The 14,293-nt window shown below is 62.0% G+C and carries 11 protein-coding genes and 1 tRNA gene; 2 read left to right on the forward strand and 10 right to left on the reverse strand.

The window, feature by feature from the left end; genetic code table 11:
* Window positions 1-51: 51 nt before the first annotated feature.
* The 9 genes from ESZ53_RS12255 to ESZ53_RS12295 form a co-directional block, all read right to left on the reverse strand.
* Window positions 52-783: an amino acid ABC transporter ATP-binding protein gene (locus ESZ53_RS12255; protein ID WP_129073086.1), complete on the reverse strand. Its 732-nt coding sequence runs from the start codon at window positions 781-783 to the stop codon at window positions 52-54.
* Window positions 780-1,646, reverse strand: coding sequence for an amino acid ABC transporter permease (locus ESZ53_RS12260; protein WP_129073087.1), 867 nt, complete (start codon window positions 1,644-1,646; stop codon window positions 780-782). Before ESZ53_RS12260 ends, ESZ53_RS12255 begins: the two co-directional genes overlap by 4 nt.
* Before the next feature lie 10 nt (window positions 1,647-1,656).
* Window positions 1,657-2,505: an ABC transporter substrate-binding protein gene (locus tag ESZ53_RS12265; RefSeq protein ID WP_129073088.1), complete on the reverse strand. Its 849-nt coding sequence runs from the start codon at window positions 2,503-2,505 to the stop codon at window positions 1,657-1,659.
* 89 nt (window positions 2,506-2,594) lie between these two features.
* Complete coding sequence (locus tag ESZ53_RS12270) at window positions 2,595-3,071, reverse strand: cupin domain-containing protein (RefSeq protein WP_129073089.1); 477 nt, start codon at window positions 3,069-3,071, stop codon at window positions 2,595-2,597.
* On the reverse strand, window positions 3,064-4,422 hold the full coding sequence (locus tag ESZ53_RS12275; RefSeq protein WP_246837314.1) for an amidohydrolase family protein: 1,359 nt from the start codon (window positions 4,420-4,422) through the stop codon (window positions 3,064-3,066). Before ESZ53_RS12275 ends, ESZ53_RS12270 begins: the two co-directional genes overlap by 8 nt.
* Window positions 4,419-5,960 carry an adenosylhomocysteinase gene (locus tag ESZ53_RS12280; protein WP_129073090.1) on the reverse strand — a complete coding sequence of 514 codons (1,542 nt, stop codon included), beginning with the start codon at window positions 5,958-5,960 and terminating at the stop codon, window positions 4,419-4,421. Before ESZ53_RS12280 ends, ESZ53_RS12275 begins: the two co-directional genes overlap by 4 nt.
* Before the next feature lie 223 nt (window positions 5,961-6,183).
* Window positions 6,184-6,257 (reverse strand) — tRNA-Pro (locus ESZ53_RS12285).
* A gap of 28 nt (window positions 6,258-6,285) precedes the next feature.
* Entirely contained in the window at window positions 6,286-7,254 is a 969-nt protein-coding gene (locus ESZ53_RS12290; protein WP_129073091.1) for a metallophosphoesterase, read from the reverse strand.
* Window positions 7,251-9,803 carry a transglycosylase domain-containing protein gene (locus ESZ53_RS12295; RefSeq protein ID WP_129073092.1) on the reverse strand — a complete coding sequence of 851 codons (2,553 nt, stop codon included), beginning with the start codon at window positions 9,801-9,803 and terminating at the stop codon, window positions 7,251-7,253. Before ESZ53_RS12295 ends, ESZ53_RS12290 begins: the two co-directional genes overlap by 4 nt.
* 216 nt (window positions 9,804-10,019) lie before the next feature.
* On the opposite strand from ESZ53_RS12295, the gene ESZ53_RS12300 reads away from it, so the two are divergent.
* Window positions 10,020-10,481, forward strand: coding sequence for a RidA family protein (locus ESZ53_RS12300; protein ID WP_129073093.1), 462 nt, complete (start codon window positions 10,020-10,022; stop codon window positions 10,479-10,481).
* On the forward strand, window positions 10,478-11,995 hold the full coding sequence (locus ESZ53_RS12305) for a UDP-N-acetylmuramoyl-L-alanyl-D-glutamate--2,6-diaminopimelate ligase (RefSeq protein ID WP_129073094.1): 1,518 nt from the start codon (window positions 10,478-10,480) through the stop codon (window positions 11,993-11,995). Before ESZ53_RS12300 ends, ESZ53_RS12305 begins: the two co-directional genes overlap by 4 nt.
* An 80-nt stretch (window positions 11,996-12,075) precedes the next feature.
* Here ESZ53_RS12305 and acs read toward each other — a convergent pair whose 3' ends face one another.
* Window positions 12,076-14,040 carry an acetate--CoA ligase gene (gene acs, locus ESZ53_RS12310; protein ID WP_129073095.1) on the reverse strand — a complete coding sequence of 655 codons (1,965 nt, stop codon included), beginning with the start codon at window positions 14,038-14,040 and terminating at the stop codon, window positions 12,076-12,078.
* Window positions 14,041-14,293 lie beyond the last annotated feature (253 nt).

Here is a 14,293-nt window from a genome sequence, read left to right on the forward strand (position 1 = left end):
TCGCCGACTCCCAGGCCTCTGGTCGTGCGGGAGTTGGGGCGATGCTCGCCCTTAGTGGCGAACGCGCGAGAGAAACTGCTGAGTCTCAGGCTCGTGAGGCGAGTCGAAGATCTGTGCCGGGGTTCCCTGCTCGACGATGCGGCCGCCCTGCATGAACACGATACGGTCGGCGACTTCGCGCGCGAATGACATCTCGTGGGTCGCCATGAGAATCGTCGAACCGTCGGTCTTCAGTCGCCGTACGAGGTCGAGAACCTCGCCGACGAGCTGAGGGTCCAAAGCGCTAGTGATCTCGTCGAGAAGCAGCAACTCAGGGTCAGTCAGCACCGCACGGATGATGGCCACACGCTGCTGTTGGCCGCCGGAAAGGCGATCGGGGTAATCCCGCGCTTTGTCGCCGAGGCCCAGAGAGACGAGCAGTGTCATCGCTCGCTCCGTGGCATCCGCCTTTGACATTCCGTGCACCTCGCGCGCGGCTAGCGTGATGTTGTCAATCACGCGCAAGTGCGGAAAGAGGTTGAAGTGTTGAAAGACCACACCGATGCGGCTGCGCGCTGAGTCGGCATTCATGCCCGGGTCGGTGATGTCATCATCGTTGAGCAGAATTTGGCCGTCATCCACACGTTCGATGAGGTTGATCGTTCGCAGCAGCGTCGATTTTCCCGAGCCCGAGGCGCCGATGAGAACGACGACCTCGTGCTTGTTGATCGAGAGATCGACCCCGCGCAAGACCTCCTGGTCACCAAACTGTTTGCGCACTCCGCGCACGTCGAGAACGGTCATACGACACCTCCGATCTGCTCGCGCTTGGCGAGTCGTGCGGTCAGCCAATCAGTGAGCCGAATCATGGGCCAGCTCATGGCAACAAAGAGCAGGGCCGCAATCACGTACGGGGTGAAGTTGTAGACCTGGGCGACCTGAATTTGGGCAGCTCGCACGGCATCCACTGCACCCAAAATCGAGATGAGACCCACATCTTTTTGCATGGAGACGAAGTCATTCATGAGGGCGGGAACGACCTTGCGAACGCCCTGCGGGATGACGACGATGCGCAGGGTCTTGGCGTGACTGAGACCCAGCGATCGGGCGGCCATGCGCTGCGAAGGATGCACCGCTTCCATACCCGCTCGCAGTACCTCTGCGACGTAGGCCGAGTAGGTGAGGATGAGGGCAATCGTGCCCCAGAACATGGCGGGCATGCGCGGGAAAATATCGAGGGCAGGTAACCCGAAACCGACCAGATAGAGAACGATCAGCAGCGGCATCCCGCGAAAGAGATCGGTGTAGATCGTTGCCGCTGCGCGAAGCGGAAAGAAGACCGCCCCGCGCAACGACCGCGTCACGGCAAGCAGGGTGCCGAAGAGGGCAACGCCGATCGCTGAGATGAAAAGTACCTGGATGTTGAGCCACAGCCCCACGAGGATTGACGGAATGCTGGCCGCGCCCACCTCGAGGTTGAAGAACGACGCTTTGACGCTCTCCCAGCCGGGCGTGTTCACGATGAGCGCTCCAACAATCACGGCAAACGCGACAGTGCTCACGATGCCGATGAGCACGGAACGGCCGGTGGCGCGCCGCCGCACGCTCTGGCGCGACAGCTCAAGTTCGCTTGGCTGCCACGATGGCGTTCTGGTGGAGGAACTCATCGACGTGTTCTTACTTCAAGACGGGAACGTCAACGGCAGCGCTGAGCCACTCGTCTTGAATGGACTGAAGGGTTCCGTCAGCGGCAAGCGCATCCAGCGCTTCACTCACCGGGGAGGTCAGCTCGGAATCCTTGGGGAGCACGAAGGCGAATTCGTCTCCTCCAGCGGAGGACTCGAACTGGCCAAGAATAACGCCGCCGTCGATTTCAACCGTGGCGAGGTAAAACGCGCTGGGCAGGTCGATGACGAAAGCATCGATCTGGCCGCTGGTCAATGCGAGAACGCCGTCTTCGTTGGAGTTGAAGACCGAGAGGTCGTCCCCCAGAGCTTCGGCGGCGATTGTGTAGCTGGTGCTGCCACTGGCTACGCCGACGACGACGTTCTTGAGGTCAGCGATCGAGGTGGCACCGGCTGCGGCCGAGCTCTCGGTGGCGATGACGGCCTGAGTGGTCGTGTAGTACGGGCTGGAGAAGTCGACGGCTTGCTTGCGGTCTTCGGTAATCGAGAATTGCTGCATGTTGAGGTCCCAGTCCTTGGGGCCCGGTGCGATCGCACTGTCGAAGCTCGAGCGAACCCAGACAACGTCATCCGCGGCGAAGCCGAGTTCGTCGGCCAAGGCGTAGGCCACGGCAGCTTCGAAGCCTTCGCCGTTCGAGGGCTCGTTGTCGACGACCCAGGGCGCGTAGGCGGGCTCGCCGGTGGCAATGGTGAGCTTGCCCGCCGTGAGGGTGGGCAGCGATCCGTCGTCGACGGTCGTGCTGCTGTCAGCGGTGGTGTCTGCGGTGCAGGCGGTTAAAGCCAGAACAGCTGCTGCTGCGGTGGCGACGAGGGCCCGACGAAAATGCCGTGATGAGGTCATGGAAGTCTCCTGTTGCTGTGCGTGAGGTGGTTGAACAAACGTCACCCGAGTGGTGCTGTGCTCGGGCGGAGAAACGGGGTGCAGACTTGCTAGTTTACAAGTCGCCAGTCTGCAAAGTCGAAACCGGGTGACACAAAGCAACTGACCAGCACTTCGGCGTCCGCGGTCAGGCGACCGGCCTGCCAGACGCCAGCCGGAACGATGACTTGAGCGACGTGCCCGTTGGCGAGATCCGGCCCGAGCACGAGACGCTCGGCGTGTGCTTCGTCGGGCAGATCACCGTTGCCACCGAGCGAAAGCTCCAGCGTTCCGGGGCCGTGCCACAGCCAGATTTCATCGTTGGCTACGACGTGCCAGTCACTGTGCTCGCCGGGAACCAGCAGGTAGTGGATGCAGGTGGCTGATGGGCGTGCACCATTCGGAGTCTCGACCGGGCTGGTACCCGCCCAGGTGCGGCGGAACCAACCGCCTTCGGGATGCGACTCGAGGTTGAGAAGCTGCGCGGTTACCGGGCGGGTATCGCCGGCAACGTTAGCGGCATCGGAAGAAACAGTGGGATCAGTCATGAGCGGTCACTCCGGTCTTGTTCGTGAAGTTGGTGCTGGCAAATCTGACGCGCCCGGAGACGAGCGTGGCGGCGGCGCGCCCAGCGCCTGATTCGACGAGCGTCGCGATCGTGTCGTCGATGGTGGTGACGGGGATGTCGAAGAAAGCGAGGTCAGCGAGCGCCCCAACGGCGAGGTGACCCGTGCGGTCGGGGCCGACGTCGATGCCCATCGCGTGAGCGCCGCCGAGAGTGGCCGCGCGCAGCAGTCGCTCTGGTAGATCACGCATGGTGTGGCCCTGAGAATGAGCGATGCGCGAAAGCTCAGCGACATCCGCCATGAGGTCGAGCGAGGGGCTCGATGACAGCGAGTCGGTACCGATGGCAAGCGCGTTGCCCTCGGCCAGATAGGCGGCCACGGGAGGCTCGTCAAGACCGATAACGGCGTTGGAGCGGGGGCAGAGGGCCACGCTCGTGCCGCGAGCCCGCAAAAGGGCACGATCACGCGCGGTCATATAGATTCCATGGGCGATATGGCAGTCGGGCCCGAGCACGCCAAGCTGGTCGACGAATTCGGTGGCACCAGTGCCGAAACCCGCGGCGCGCAGTTCACGAAAGCTGCCCAGTTCGCGGCCGTGCCACGGGTCGCCGTGCTCGTGGTGAAACTCGCGCTCGAACGCTGCTTCGCCCAGGTGCAGGTGAAGACGGCTTCCGCGCTCGCGAACGATGTCGGGGATTTCGAGCAGTGGCACGACCTCGAGCGAGTACGGTGCGTGCGGCGACAGCCCGGTTCCGGGAGGGGACGGCAGGGCATCCAGAGCAGCCTCAACCTGCTGGCGCCCGGTGCGGGCCCAGTCGTCATTGGTCCAGCTCATCACTTCCCAGTACGTGATGCCGTGTAATCCCGCATTGTGCAGCGCAGCGGATGCCTCACCATCGGTCACGATGTCGGCGACGGCGGTGGTGCCGGCTTCGATCATGAGCTGAGCGCCTGCCGCGGCATCCGCAGCCCAGTCGTGGGGTTGCTCGTATACGGGGTTGAACGCGGTGGACCAGTCGTCGAAGTCCTCGTACTGCCCGCGGCCGACCTCGGCCATGCCGGTGTATTGCAGGTGGGTGTGCGCGTTCACGAGGCCGGGCATGAGAACACCGGGCCAGTGGATTTCGCGCGCACCGATCCCGCGATCGGCGAGAGAGCGGCGAACCCAGTCGCGCTCGCCGACGTGCAGAATGCGGCCGTCGCGCACGGCGATGGCGCCGTTCAGTAGCGGGGGAGCGGTGATGGGAATAACGAGATTGGCGGTGTACAGCACCACCGGGTGGTCGGCATCGCTCGAGGTGAGCATGGATGCCGCGGGATGGAGGTTACTCATCGGGTTTCCTGATTCGGTGAAGAGCTGAGGTAGCGGCGGGAGCGCCAGTCATGGGCTGCCGCGACTTGCGCGTCGGCGGGAGTGTCGATGCGCTCACCGCGAGCAGCGAGGGCAGCGCGAGCGACGGTGTCGTCGATGCTCGGCGGAAGCGCATGAACCCCAACGGGTGGTCGTGTGACGACAATTTCTTCGACAGCGGCAAGCTGAACGGCGAACGAGAGATCCATGATCTCAATCGGGTTGCCTTCGGCCGCGGTGATATTGATGCAGCCGCCACGGTCGAGCACGAGAGTCCCCGCGGGCTCGGCGCGTTCAACGTGCGCGGCGAGAGAAGTCAGCTGTTCCACAGGGTTACCCGTGAGCAGTCCATCGAGATCGAGCTCTCCGGGCACGCCGCCCGCGACCGCCACCGCCCGTGCGGCGCGAGCCAGGTCGGCGCTGATCGTGTGGGCAACACCGGTGCTCGAGACGATGAGGGCGCCGGCGCCGAGCAGGGCAGCCTCGCCGATCTCGTAACCATCATGCGCGGCGCGAAGAGCGAGCACGGGGTCGACTTCGGCCACGCGCACCGTGGCTCCGAGTGCCGCCAAGTGAGCGGCGACACCCTCACCCACGGGGCCATAACCGATCACGAGAGCGGGCTGATCGCGCACCGTCACACCCACTCGGTCGAGAGCATCCGCGATCGCGAACACACACGACTGGCCCGTGCCGTAACGGTTATCGAAACGCGTTTTCATGTGAGCGTCATTGACCGCAAACACGGCGGTGCCGAGGATGCCCAGAGCACTCATCTGACGAAGTGGCGTCAAACCGCTCGTCGTCTCCTCATTGGTGCCGATCCAGTTCTTCACCAGGTGCGGAGCATCCTCGTGAGCGAGGCGGATGAGGTGCGAACCATCGTCGAGCAGGATGTCGAAGCCGCGTTCAAGGAACGCCAGCGCAGCAGCGCGCTCGGCCTGCCCGCTCAGTGTCTCGGAGCCATCGACCGCGACGCCCCGCGCCCGCAGCGCCTCGGCAACAGACGCGTCGATTTCATCCGGATGCGCATAGACCGCCACATCGGCACCCGCAGCAGCAAGCAAGAGCGCCAATTGGGCAGTCTTGGGCTCGAGCACCATCGCGATACCGATGCGGAGGCCCTGTACGGAGCTGCGCTCGCCGAGGCCGTCCGCCACGAGTCGCGAGACGGGCATGTGTTCCCCGGCAAAATCGATGCGGCCGTCGGCATCGCCGCGCGCTGGAAGGGGAGTGCCGCCCAGGCGGAATAGCGCGGTGATCTCCGAGTCGGGGCCAGCGGCATCCAACTGGATGTCGAGGAGCTGAGCGGAGGCAGCGGCGGCATTGTCGCGGCCAGCATCCACCACGTGGGCACCCAGCGCACTGAGCATTCGCGTTAGTGCACGAGAAGTGGCGATGAGCTGAGAATTCTCGGGACGAGACGCGCTGACGCGCACGCTACGGCCGGCGACCAAAAGGTTAGTGTCGCGGGCAAAACGGCGAATGATTCGCTCGGCTATTACTGTTACGTCGGCCACTTGTCAAGAGTAGGGCACCATTCGGGGGACCACTGAACGACGCTTCTTCGCCGGAACCAACATCGCACGGCGGATCCCGTACTGCGCCACGGAGTGCGCTGCACTATGGAGTGCGCTGCACCACGGAGTGCCCCGCTGAAAACACAAATCGCCCTCCCGAAGGAGAGCGATTAGTGGACCGTCTCTGAGAATCGCAGTTCTGCGGCTCAAAGCCAGTGGTTTGTCGGGGTAGCGGGATTTGAACCCACGACCTCTTCGTCCCGAACGAAGCGCGCTACCAAGCTGCGCCACACCCCGATCATCCGTCCCTTACGCGACGAACAAATCAAGAATAGCCGATATCTCCGGCAGTGAGCGTCACTACGACCGCTTCGGGCTTGCAGGCGAAGCGAACGGGCGCATAAATCGACGTTCCGAGGCCCGCGCTGACGTTCAGGAACGCCGCCCGACGCAGGTGATGCCAGATGCTGAGACCGCGTGCTTGCTCCCGCGGAATGTCACAATTCGCGACGAGCGCGGCCGCCATTCCGGGGATTCGAACTTGGCCACCGTGAGTGTGGCCCGCGAAAATTGCGTCGGCGCCATTGTTGACGAGGGCATCGAGCACGCGGCGGTAAGGGGCGTGTGTGACGCCGATCGCCACAGTTTCGGGGCCGTGCGGGTCATCCGCCCAGCCCACATTCTCACGCATCTCCTCGACGTTGGCGGGGAGGCGATCGAGTCGCTCCCAGCCGCGGTGCGCATCAGCCGTGCCGAAGAGCTCTAGTCGCGAACCACGTAATTCGATGGCACGCGCGTGGTTATTGAGCGACAGCCAGCCGAGTGTGTCTTCGAAGAACGCGTTGAGGGCGTCGGTGTCGAGGTGTTCAACCGGAGTGTGCCCCGATGACGGGCCCGTGAAATACGTGAAGGGATTCTTGAACTGGGGGCCGTAGTAGTCGTTCGATCCGTGTACGAAAACACCAGGAATGCCTTCGAAGGGCTCGAAGGCACGTTTGATGCCAAGCAGGCCATCGGTGTGCCCGAGGTTGTCACCCGTGTTGATTATGAGGTCAGGTTCGTACATCGCGAGCGATCGAACCCAGTCTTGTTTGCGTGTTTGCCACGGGGCCATGTGCAGATCGGAGAAATGCAACACGGTGATATCGCGTGCGCTGGGATCGAGAATCGGCAGAGTCTCGTGTCGCACTGTGAACGCATTGCGTTCCACAAGGGCGCCCCACGCGAACGCGGCGACCCCTGCCGCAGCTACCGCACCAAGTGCGGTAGCTGCGGGAGAGATTGCTTTACTCATGGGCACGGTGTGGACTGCGCGACCGTGACGGTCACTGTGGCGTCTGGCTTAGCGAATGAGCCGGCACCCGGATTCATCGCGGTGACAAAGCCGTCGCGGGGGTCACCCGGAGGAACCGCTTCACATGCCTGATTCAGATTATTGAAACCGGCGTTATTGAGGATGCTCTGGGCTGTCGCCACGTCAGTCGACTTGCCGTCTCCGACCACATCGGGAACCTCGACCTTGTTTCCCTTGCTGGTGTAGACCGTAACCGTGGCGCCAAATGCAGACTGCGTTCCGGCACTAGGGTTCGTGTTCACGACTTGACCCGCCGGCAATTCGGAGTCAACTTGGCCGCCGTCGGCGAAACTGAATCCCAGACTGGTCAGCACCGAACGTGCCTGCTCCAACGACTGCAGGCTCACATCGGGAACGTCAGTTCCAGAACCAGTGAGCAACTTCGAATCGGGCTCTGGCAGCGCCTTACCCGGGTACTTCTTGTTAAGCGCTGTATCGGTGGCGTTCGTGATGTAGTGACGCAGCTTATAACCGTCGACATCGGCGTAGTAGACATCGCTGATGTCCTGGTATCCCGAGATGTTACCTACCCAGGTTGCCGTGCCGTATCGAGTAGTACCACTGGCCATCCAGGTGTGCACAGCGCCGTCGGTGGTACCCGTCTTACCAAAGATCGGGATTCCGTCGTTGGGGTCGGAGTACGCAGCGTTTCCGCGCTTGAGTACCTCTGTGAGCACGAAGGCGGTGGTTGCTGCAACCTCGGGCGAAATGGCCTGACGGCAGTTCTTCTCTTGGCCGCCCAGATCGTTGTTCTTGGCGTCGATGGCCTTATCGATGATGATCGGCTCGCACCAGAGCCCGCCCGCACCGATCGCAGCGTAGGCAGAGGCCATGCTCAGCGGTGTGACGTCGTTAGTTCCGATGATTGATGACGGATAGCTCTGGAGCTCGTCACCGTCGGCGCGCTCGACGCCCATGCTGGCCGCAACGTTTCGAATGTTGCACTGATCGAGTTGGCTTGCCATCGAGAAGAACACACCGTTAACCGATTCGGCGGTACCTTCAGCGACTGTGTACGTTCCGGTTTCGTTAGCGTTGTTGCCGAATACGACAGGGCCGGAATAGGGTCCATTGCACGAGTCGACGAATTGAGAGCCGTCCATCGTGCGAGCAGTACCTTCGAGACGGTCGTAGATGCCCTTACCCTGGTTGAGCCACTCGATCAGAGTGAACACCTTGTATGTCGATCCGGGCTGGAAGCCGCTGGACCCGCCGTAGTCGTAGCTCGTGTTGTAGTTGACCGCGGTGCTGGTCTTGCCGCCGCCTTCTGCGGTGTCATTGAAGAGTTTGTTCTCCGCCATGACGAGCACTCGACCGGTCCCCGCTTCTACCGTGGATGTCGCGCTTCCGAGCTGGAACGAGGTGACGTCGTTTGGCGCGTACTTCCATGTCGCCTGCTGGGCGGCAATCTGCGCGTTGAGATCGAGCGTCGTGTAGAGCTTGTACCCGCCCTTTTCCCAGTTACTTTCGCGTTCCTCGACCGTGGCTCCTAAGAACTCAAAGTCGGGCACGCTCTTGACGACGTAATCACAGAACCATTTAGAGAACTGGTTTGCTGCGATGCAGCCGTTGTTCGGCGAGGAAGGAATGACGGTCTCTTCATCAACCGGGATCGCTACTGCCTCGTCGTACTCTGCACGATCGATGGACCCAACGTCGAGCATCGCCGAGAGAATCACGTCACGACGGTCTTGGTTGGCCGCGAAGTATTCGGGGTCTGACAGGTTGCGGATGCTCGGCTCCTGCACGATGGCAATGAGACTCGCGGACTGCTCAAGGTTCAGATCTTTCGCATCGACGCTGTAATAGCGCTGCGCAGCGGCCTGGATTCCGTAAGTAGCGTTACCGAAGTTCGCGATGTTCAAGTACGCGGTGAGGATTTCCTTCTTCGTGTATCGCTTCTCGAGACCGATCGCGAGCTTCATTTCTTTGAGCTTGCGGTCGAACGACGTACGAATCGCGTTCTCGTAGGCAGCGGCACGATCGTCTTCGTTGGGCAGAGATTCGGCCGCCGAGATGAACGTGTTCTTAACGAGCTGCATGGTGAGGGTGGATGCGCCACTCTCAATACCCGAAGACACGACGTTGCCGACTGCGGCACGAACCAGTGAGGTGAGGTCAACGCCGCCGTGTTCGAAGAAACGACGGTCTTCACCAGCAACTACCGCTTCGATGGCATAGGGCGAAATCTCGTCATAGCTGACTTCTTGACGGTTCTGATCGTAGATCGTGGCGATCTGGTAGTAACCATCGACACTGCCGCGACCGGTGTACTTCGCGTAGATCGCGTTGCGTTCAGGCTGCTGATCAATTTCGAGGTAATCGGGGAGTCCATCGAAGATGCCGATGGTGCTTGAAGCAGTGATGCCGGTCACGGCGAGCGCGGGCGCAACCATGGCGGTCACAAGCACACCAGAGAGGGCGCTGAAGCCGATCAGTCCGGCAATAGCCGAAAGGATGCCGCGACGCGGAGTTTTTAGGGCAGACATATGATCAACAGTAGGGGATTATTGATAACGCCATGCTGAACGGGAGCCGCAAATATGCCTAAATGGGAGTACCTCACGACACCACTGATGGTGCACAATTCCACCGCGATCCTCAACAATTGGGGTTCCGAGGGTTGGGAACTTGTGCAAGTCGGTACTGGCCCTGAAGGGGGCCCGGTCGCTTATTTCAAACGGATCAAGGAAGAGAGCAACTAGATGTCGCAGCTCGATGCACGGCTCGCAGAATTGGGTTTGAGCGTTCCAGAAACTTCCAAGCCTCTTGCTGCCTACTTGCCAGCAATGGTGTCAGGAAACCTCGTCTACACGGCGGGCCAGCTCCCGATGGTCGATGGCGCTCTGCCCGCCACCGGCAAGGTCGGTGCTGAAGTGGATGCTTCGGCAGCCCACGAATACGCCAAGACCTGCGTCTTGAACGGCCTCGCTGCCGCCAAGGGCGCTATCGGATCACTCGACCGCATCACGCGCGTCGTTAAAGTCGTCGGCTTTGTCGCCTCCGACCCCAGCTTCACGGGTCAGCCTGGCGTAATCAACGGAGCTTCTGAGCTTCTCGTCGAAATTTTCGGCGAGATCGGTAAGCACGCTCGAAGCGCTGTTGGTGTTGCTGTTTTGCCTCTCGACGCTCCGGTTGAAGTCGAGTTCGTTTTCGAGTTCGCGTGATCGAAGTGTGGTTCCCCGGCCAGGCCGGGGAGAATGCGCCGCTGCGATCACTAGACCTCGGTCTGTGGGACCCAGCGCACAGCGGAGTCGTTCTTGAGGCTCGACGGCTCGTGCAAGACAGCCGAGAGGCGGGCGCGGATGACGTGTTCGTTGCCATTGGCACGAGCGCATCATCGGCTCTGCCGTACATTGATGCCGCTCTAGCCCAGGGTGCTGTTGCAGTTCTCGTGGACGCGAAGGCGGCGGAGGGCGTTGCCCTCGATAAGCGTGTGTACGCAATCACGAACCTGCGCGACGTGGTCGGCGCTCAGGCGGATGCCTTTCTGGGGCATCCATCTACAGCCATGGTGATGGTGGGCATTACCGGCACCAACGGCAAGACTTCGACTGCGCACTTGTTGACGCAGGCGTGGGCCCAGCTCGGCACGCCGTCGGCCACGATCGGAACTCTCGGCGCTGGCATCACCGGTTCGCGTCGCATCAACATGGGCATGACGACTCCGCAGGTGACGGCTGTTCACCAGTTCTTGGATGACTTCAACCGAGCCGGCGTGCAGAACGTTGCCATGGAGGTCAGCTCTCATGCGCTCGAACAGCGCCGGGTTGATGGTGTGGCCTTTGACATCGTGGCGTTCACGAACTTCACGCGCGACCACCTCGACTACCACGGGTCGATGGAGGAGTACGCGGCTCAGAAGGCCAAGATTTTCACGTTGCCGGGCATCCAGACGGCGCTGTTGAACCTTGACGACGACGCTGCGCTCGACCACTTTCACCACACGGTTCCGGCCGGGGTGCGCGCGATCGGAATGACCTCGCGCGGCCACGCCGAAGCGAGTGTTCGTGCGGACAACGTGCAGCTTACGACCGAGGGACTCGAATTCGATCTCGTGATCGAGGGCGAAAGCCACCACGTCGCCAGCGGTCTCATCGGCCGCTTCAACGTAGACAACCTGCTCACGTGCGCGACGGTGCTGTGGGCCCAGGGCATCGCGCCGCAAGCGATCGCCGAGGCTTTGGCTCCGCTACAGCCGGTGCTGGGACGCATGACCCGTCTCCGCGAGAACGATCAACTTCCTTTGGTCGTCGTGGATGCTGGCCACACCCCCGACGCGGTGCAGCAAGCAGTGACGGCGCTACGCGAATCGGGTCACGCCCGCATCGTGACGGTCTTCGGCGCCACCGGCGACCGCGACCCGGGTAAGCGCCCGGTCATGGCGCGCATCGTTGAAGAGGCCTCCGACCTGATCGTGGTCACCGACGACGACGTGCATAACGAAGATGGCGACCAGATCGTGGCGCATATTCGGGCCGGGTTCGAGCATCCGGAACGTGTCGTAGAAATTCGCGACCGGGCGACTGCCATCGCCTACGCGATTGACGCCGCGAATCCGGATGACGTGGTGCTCTTGCAGGGCAAGGGTCACGAACCGTATCAAATCATCGGTGATGAGCGTGTGCCGTTCAGCGACATCGATACCGCCATTCACTTGCTCAAGGAGCGCGCGAAGTAGCGGAACGCAGAAGTGATGCGTACCAACGTCGAAGGCCGGGTCCCCGTGAGGGAGCCCGGCCTTCAGCGTTAGCGCGAGGGTTACTTGAGCTTGTCGGAGATGATCTGCATCACCGTGGTGTCAGCGAGCGTGGTGGTGTCACCGATTTCGCGACCCTCCGCGACATCCTGAAGCAGGCGGCGCATGATCTTGCCTGACCGCGTCTTGGGCAGCTCCGAGACGATGAAGATTTCGCGCGGGCGGGCAATCGCGCCGATCTCCTTCGCGACGTGCTGGCGCAGGAGCGAGCTTGCTTCGGCGGCGGTCTGAGCGTGCTCTTGGTTCGACTTGAGAATCACGAAGGCCACGACTGCCTGACCGGTGGCCTCATCCGCCGCTCCGACTACGGCGGCTTCGGCCACGATCGGGTTGGAGACGAGAGCGGACTCGATTTCAGTCGTCGAGAGGCGGTGACCGGAGACGTTCATGACGTCATCCACGCGGCCGAGCAGCCAGATGTCGCCGTCTTCATCAACGTGCGCGCCGTCGCCCGCGAAGTACCGATCGCCATCGAGCTGGGGGAACTTCGACCAGTACGTTTCCTTGAAGCGTTCAGGGTCACCCCAGATGCCGCGCAACATGGCGGGCCATGGCTCGGAAACGACGAGCAAGCCACCATTGGGTGGGTCAACGCGCGTGCCGTCTTCACCGAGGATGTCGATCTTGATTCCCGGGATCGGAACCTGCGCTGAACCCGGCTTGAGCGTCGTCAGCCCGGGCAGAGCGGAGACCATAATCGCGCCCGTTTCGGTCTGCCACCAGGTGTCGACGATCGGAGTCTTTCCGGCGCCGATCACGTCGCGATACCAAATCCACGCCTCGGGGTTGATGGGCTCGCCCACCGAACCCAGAACGCGAATCGAGGTGAGGTCGTACTTCTCGGGGATCTGGCGGCCTGCTTTCATGCAGGAACGGATGGCGGTGGGCGCCGTGTAGAAAATGCTTACGCGATACTTCTCGATGATCTCCCACCAGCGACCGGGGTTCGGGCTATCGGGCGTGCCCTCGTAGAGCACCTGTGTAGCACCGTTCGCGAGGGGGCCGTACGTGACGTAGGTGTGGCCGGTGATCCAGCCGACATCGGCCGTGCACCAGTACACGTCGGTTTCCGGCTTGAGGTCGAAGACGTTCTTGTGCGTGAATGCTGCCTGGGTGAGGTAACCGCCACTGGTGTGCAGGATGCCCTTCGGTTTGCCGGTGGTGCCCGAGGTGTAGAGCACGAAGAGAGGGTTCTCGGCGGGGAACCCCTGCGCCTCGTGCTCGGGCTCCGCTGCCTCAATCTGATCGTGCCACCACAGGTCGCGGCCCTCGGTCCACTCGACCTCGTTGTCGCCGCGCTTCACGACCAGCACATTCGAGACGCTGGATTCCCCGTTGGCGAGGGCGGCATCCACTGCCGCTTTGAGTGGGAAGACCTTGCCCTTGCGCCAGCCGCCATCGGCCGTGACAACAAGTTTGGCGCTCGCATCGTCGATGCGGCTGCGCAGGCTTTCGGCGCTGAAGCCGCCGAAGACAACAGAGTGGGCTGCGCCAAGGCGAACCGTGGCGAGCATCGCGATGACAGCCTCGGGAACGAGCGGCATATAGATGGCGACGACGTCACCCTGGCCAACGCCAAGAGCGGCCATGGCGTTGGCGGCACGTTTTACTTCTGCCGTCAGTTCGGCGTACGTAATGCTGCGGCTGTCGCCGGGCTCGCCCTCCCAATGGATGGCGACGCGGTCACCGTTGCCGGCGAGCACATGGCGGTCGAGGCAGTTGTAGGCGACGTTGAGTTCACCATCGGCGAACCACTTGGCGAAGGGAGGGGTAGACCAATCGAGTGTTTCTGTGAATGGCTTGTGCCAGTGCACATACTCCCGTGCCTGGTCGGCCCAAAACTCAACGCGGTCTGCCTTGGCCGAGGAGTAGAGATCAGCGCTCGCTTCGGAAGCAGCGGAAAAGGCCTCTGACGGGGCAAAACGTCGTGATTCGTGTAAGAGACTGTCAATAGAATTACTCGTCATGTGATCCTCTTCGATCGTGTGATTGCGGTTCTCGACCACGTTCTTTCTGAAAGTATTCCACCGATTCTAAATCCTCCGTTGCGGGCGCATACCGTTGCGTTACACTGAAAGTCGCTGGGCGCGAGTCCAGCGAAGCGGCCCATGCGATTCCCCCCAATCGTCGGCCGCTGTGGCGGCGCCCTTTCCCCCCACTGGGCGCCGCCCCTCTCTCTTTAAGCGATGGCTGTTGCTCTCTAAGCGATGCCTGTTGAGT

Source organism: Salinibacterium sp. UTAS2018 (assembly GCF_004118935.1).
Classification (GTDB): Bacteria; Actinomycetota; Actinomycetes; order Actinomycetales; family Microbacteriaceae; genus Rhodoglobus.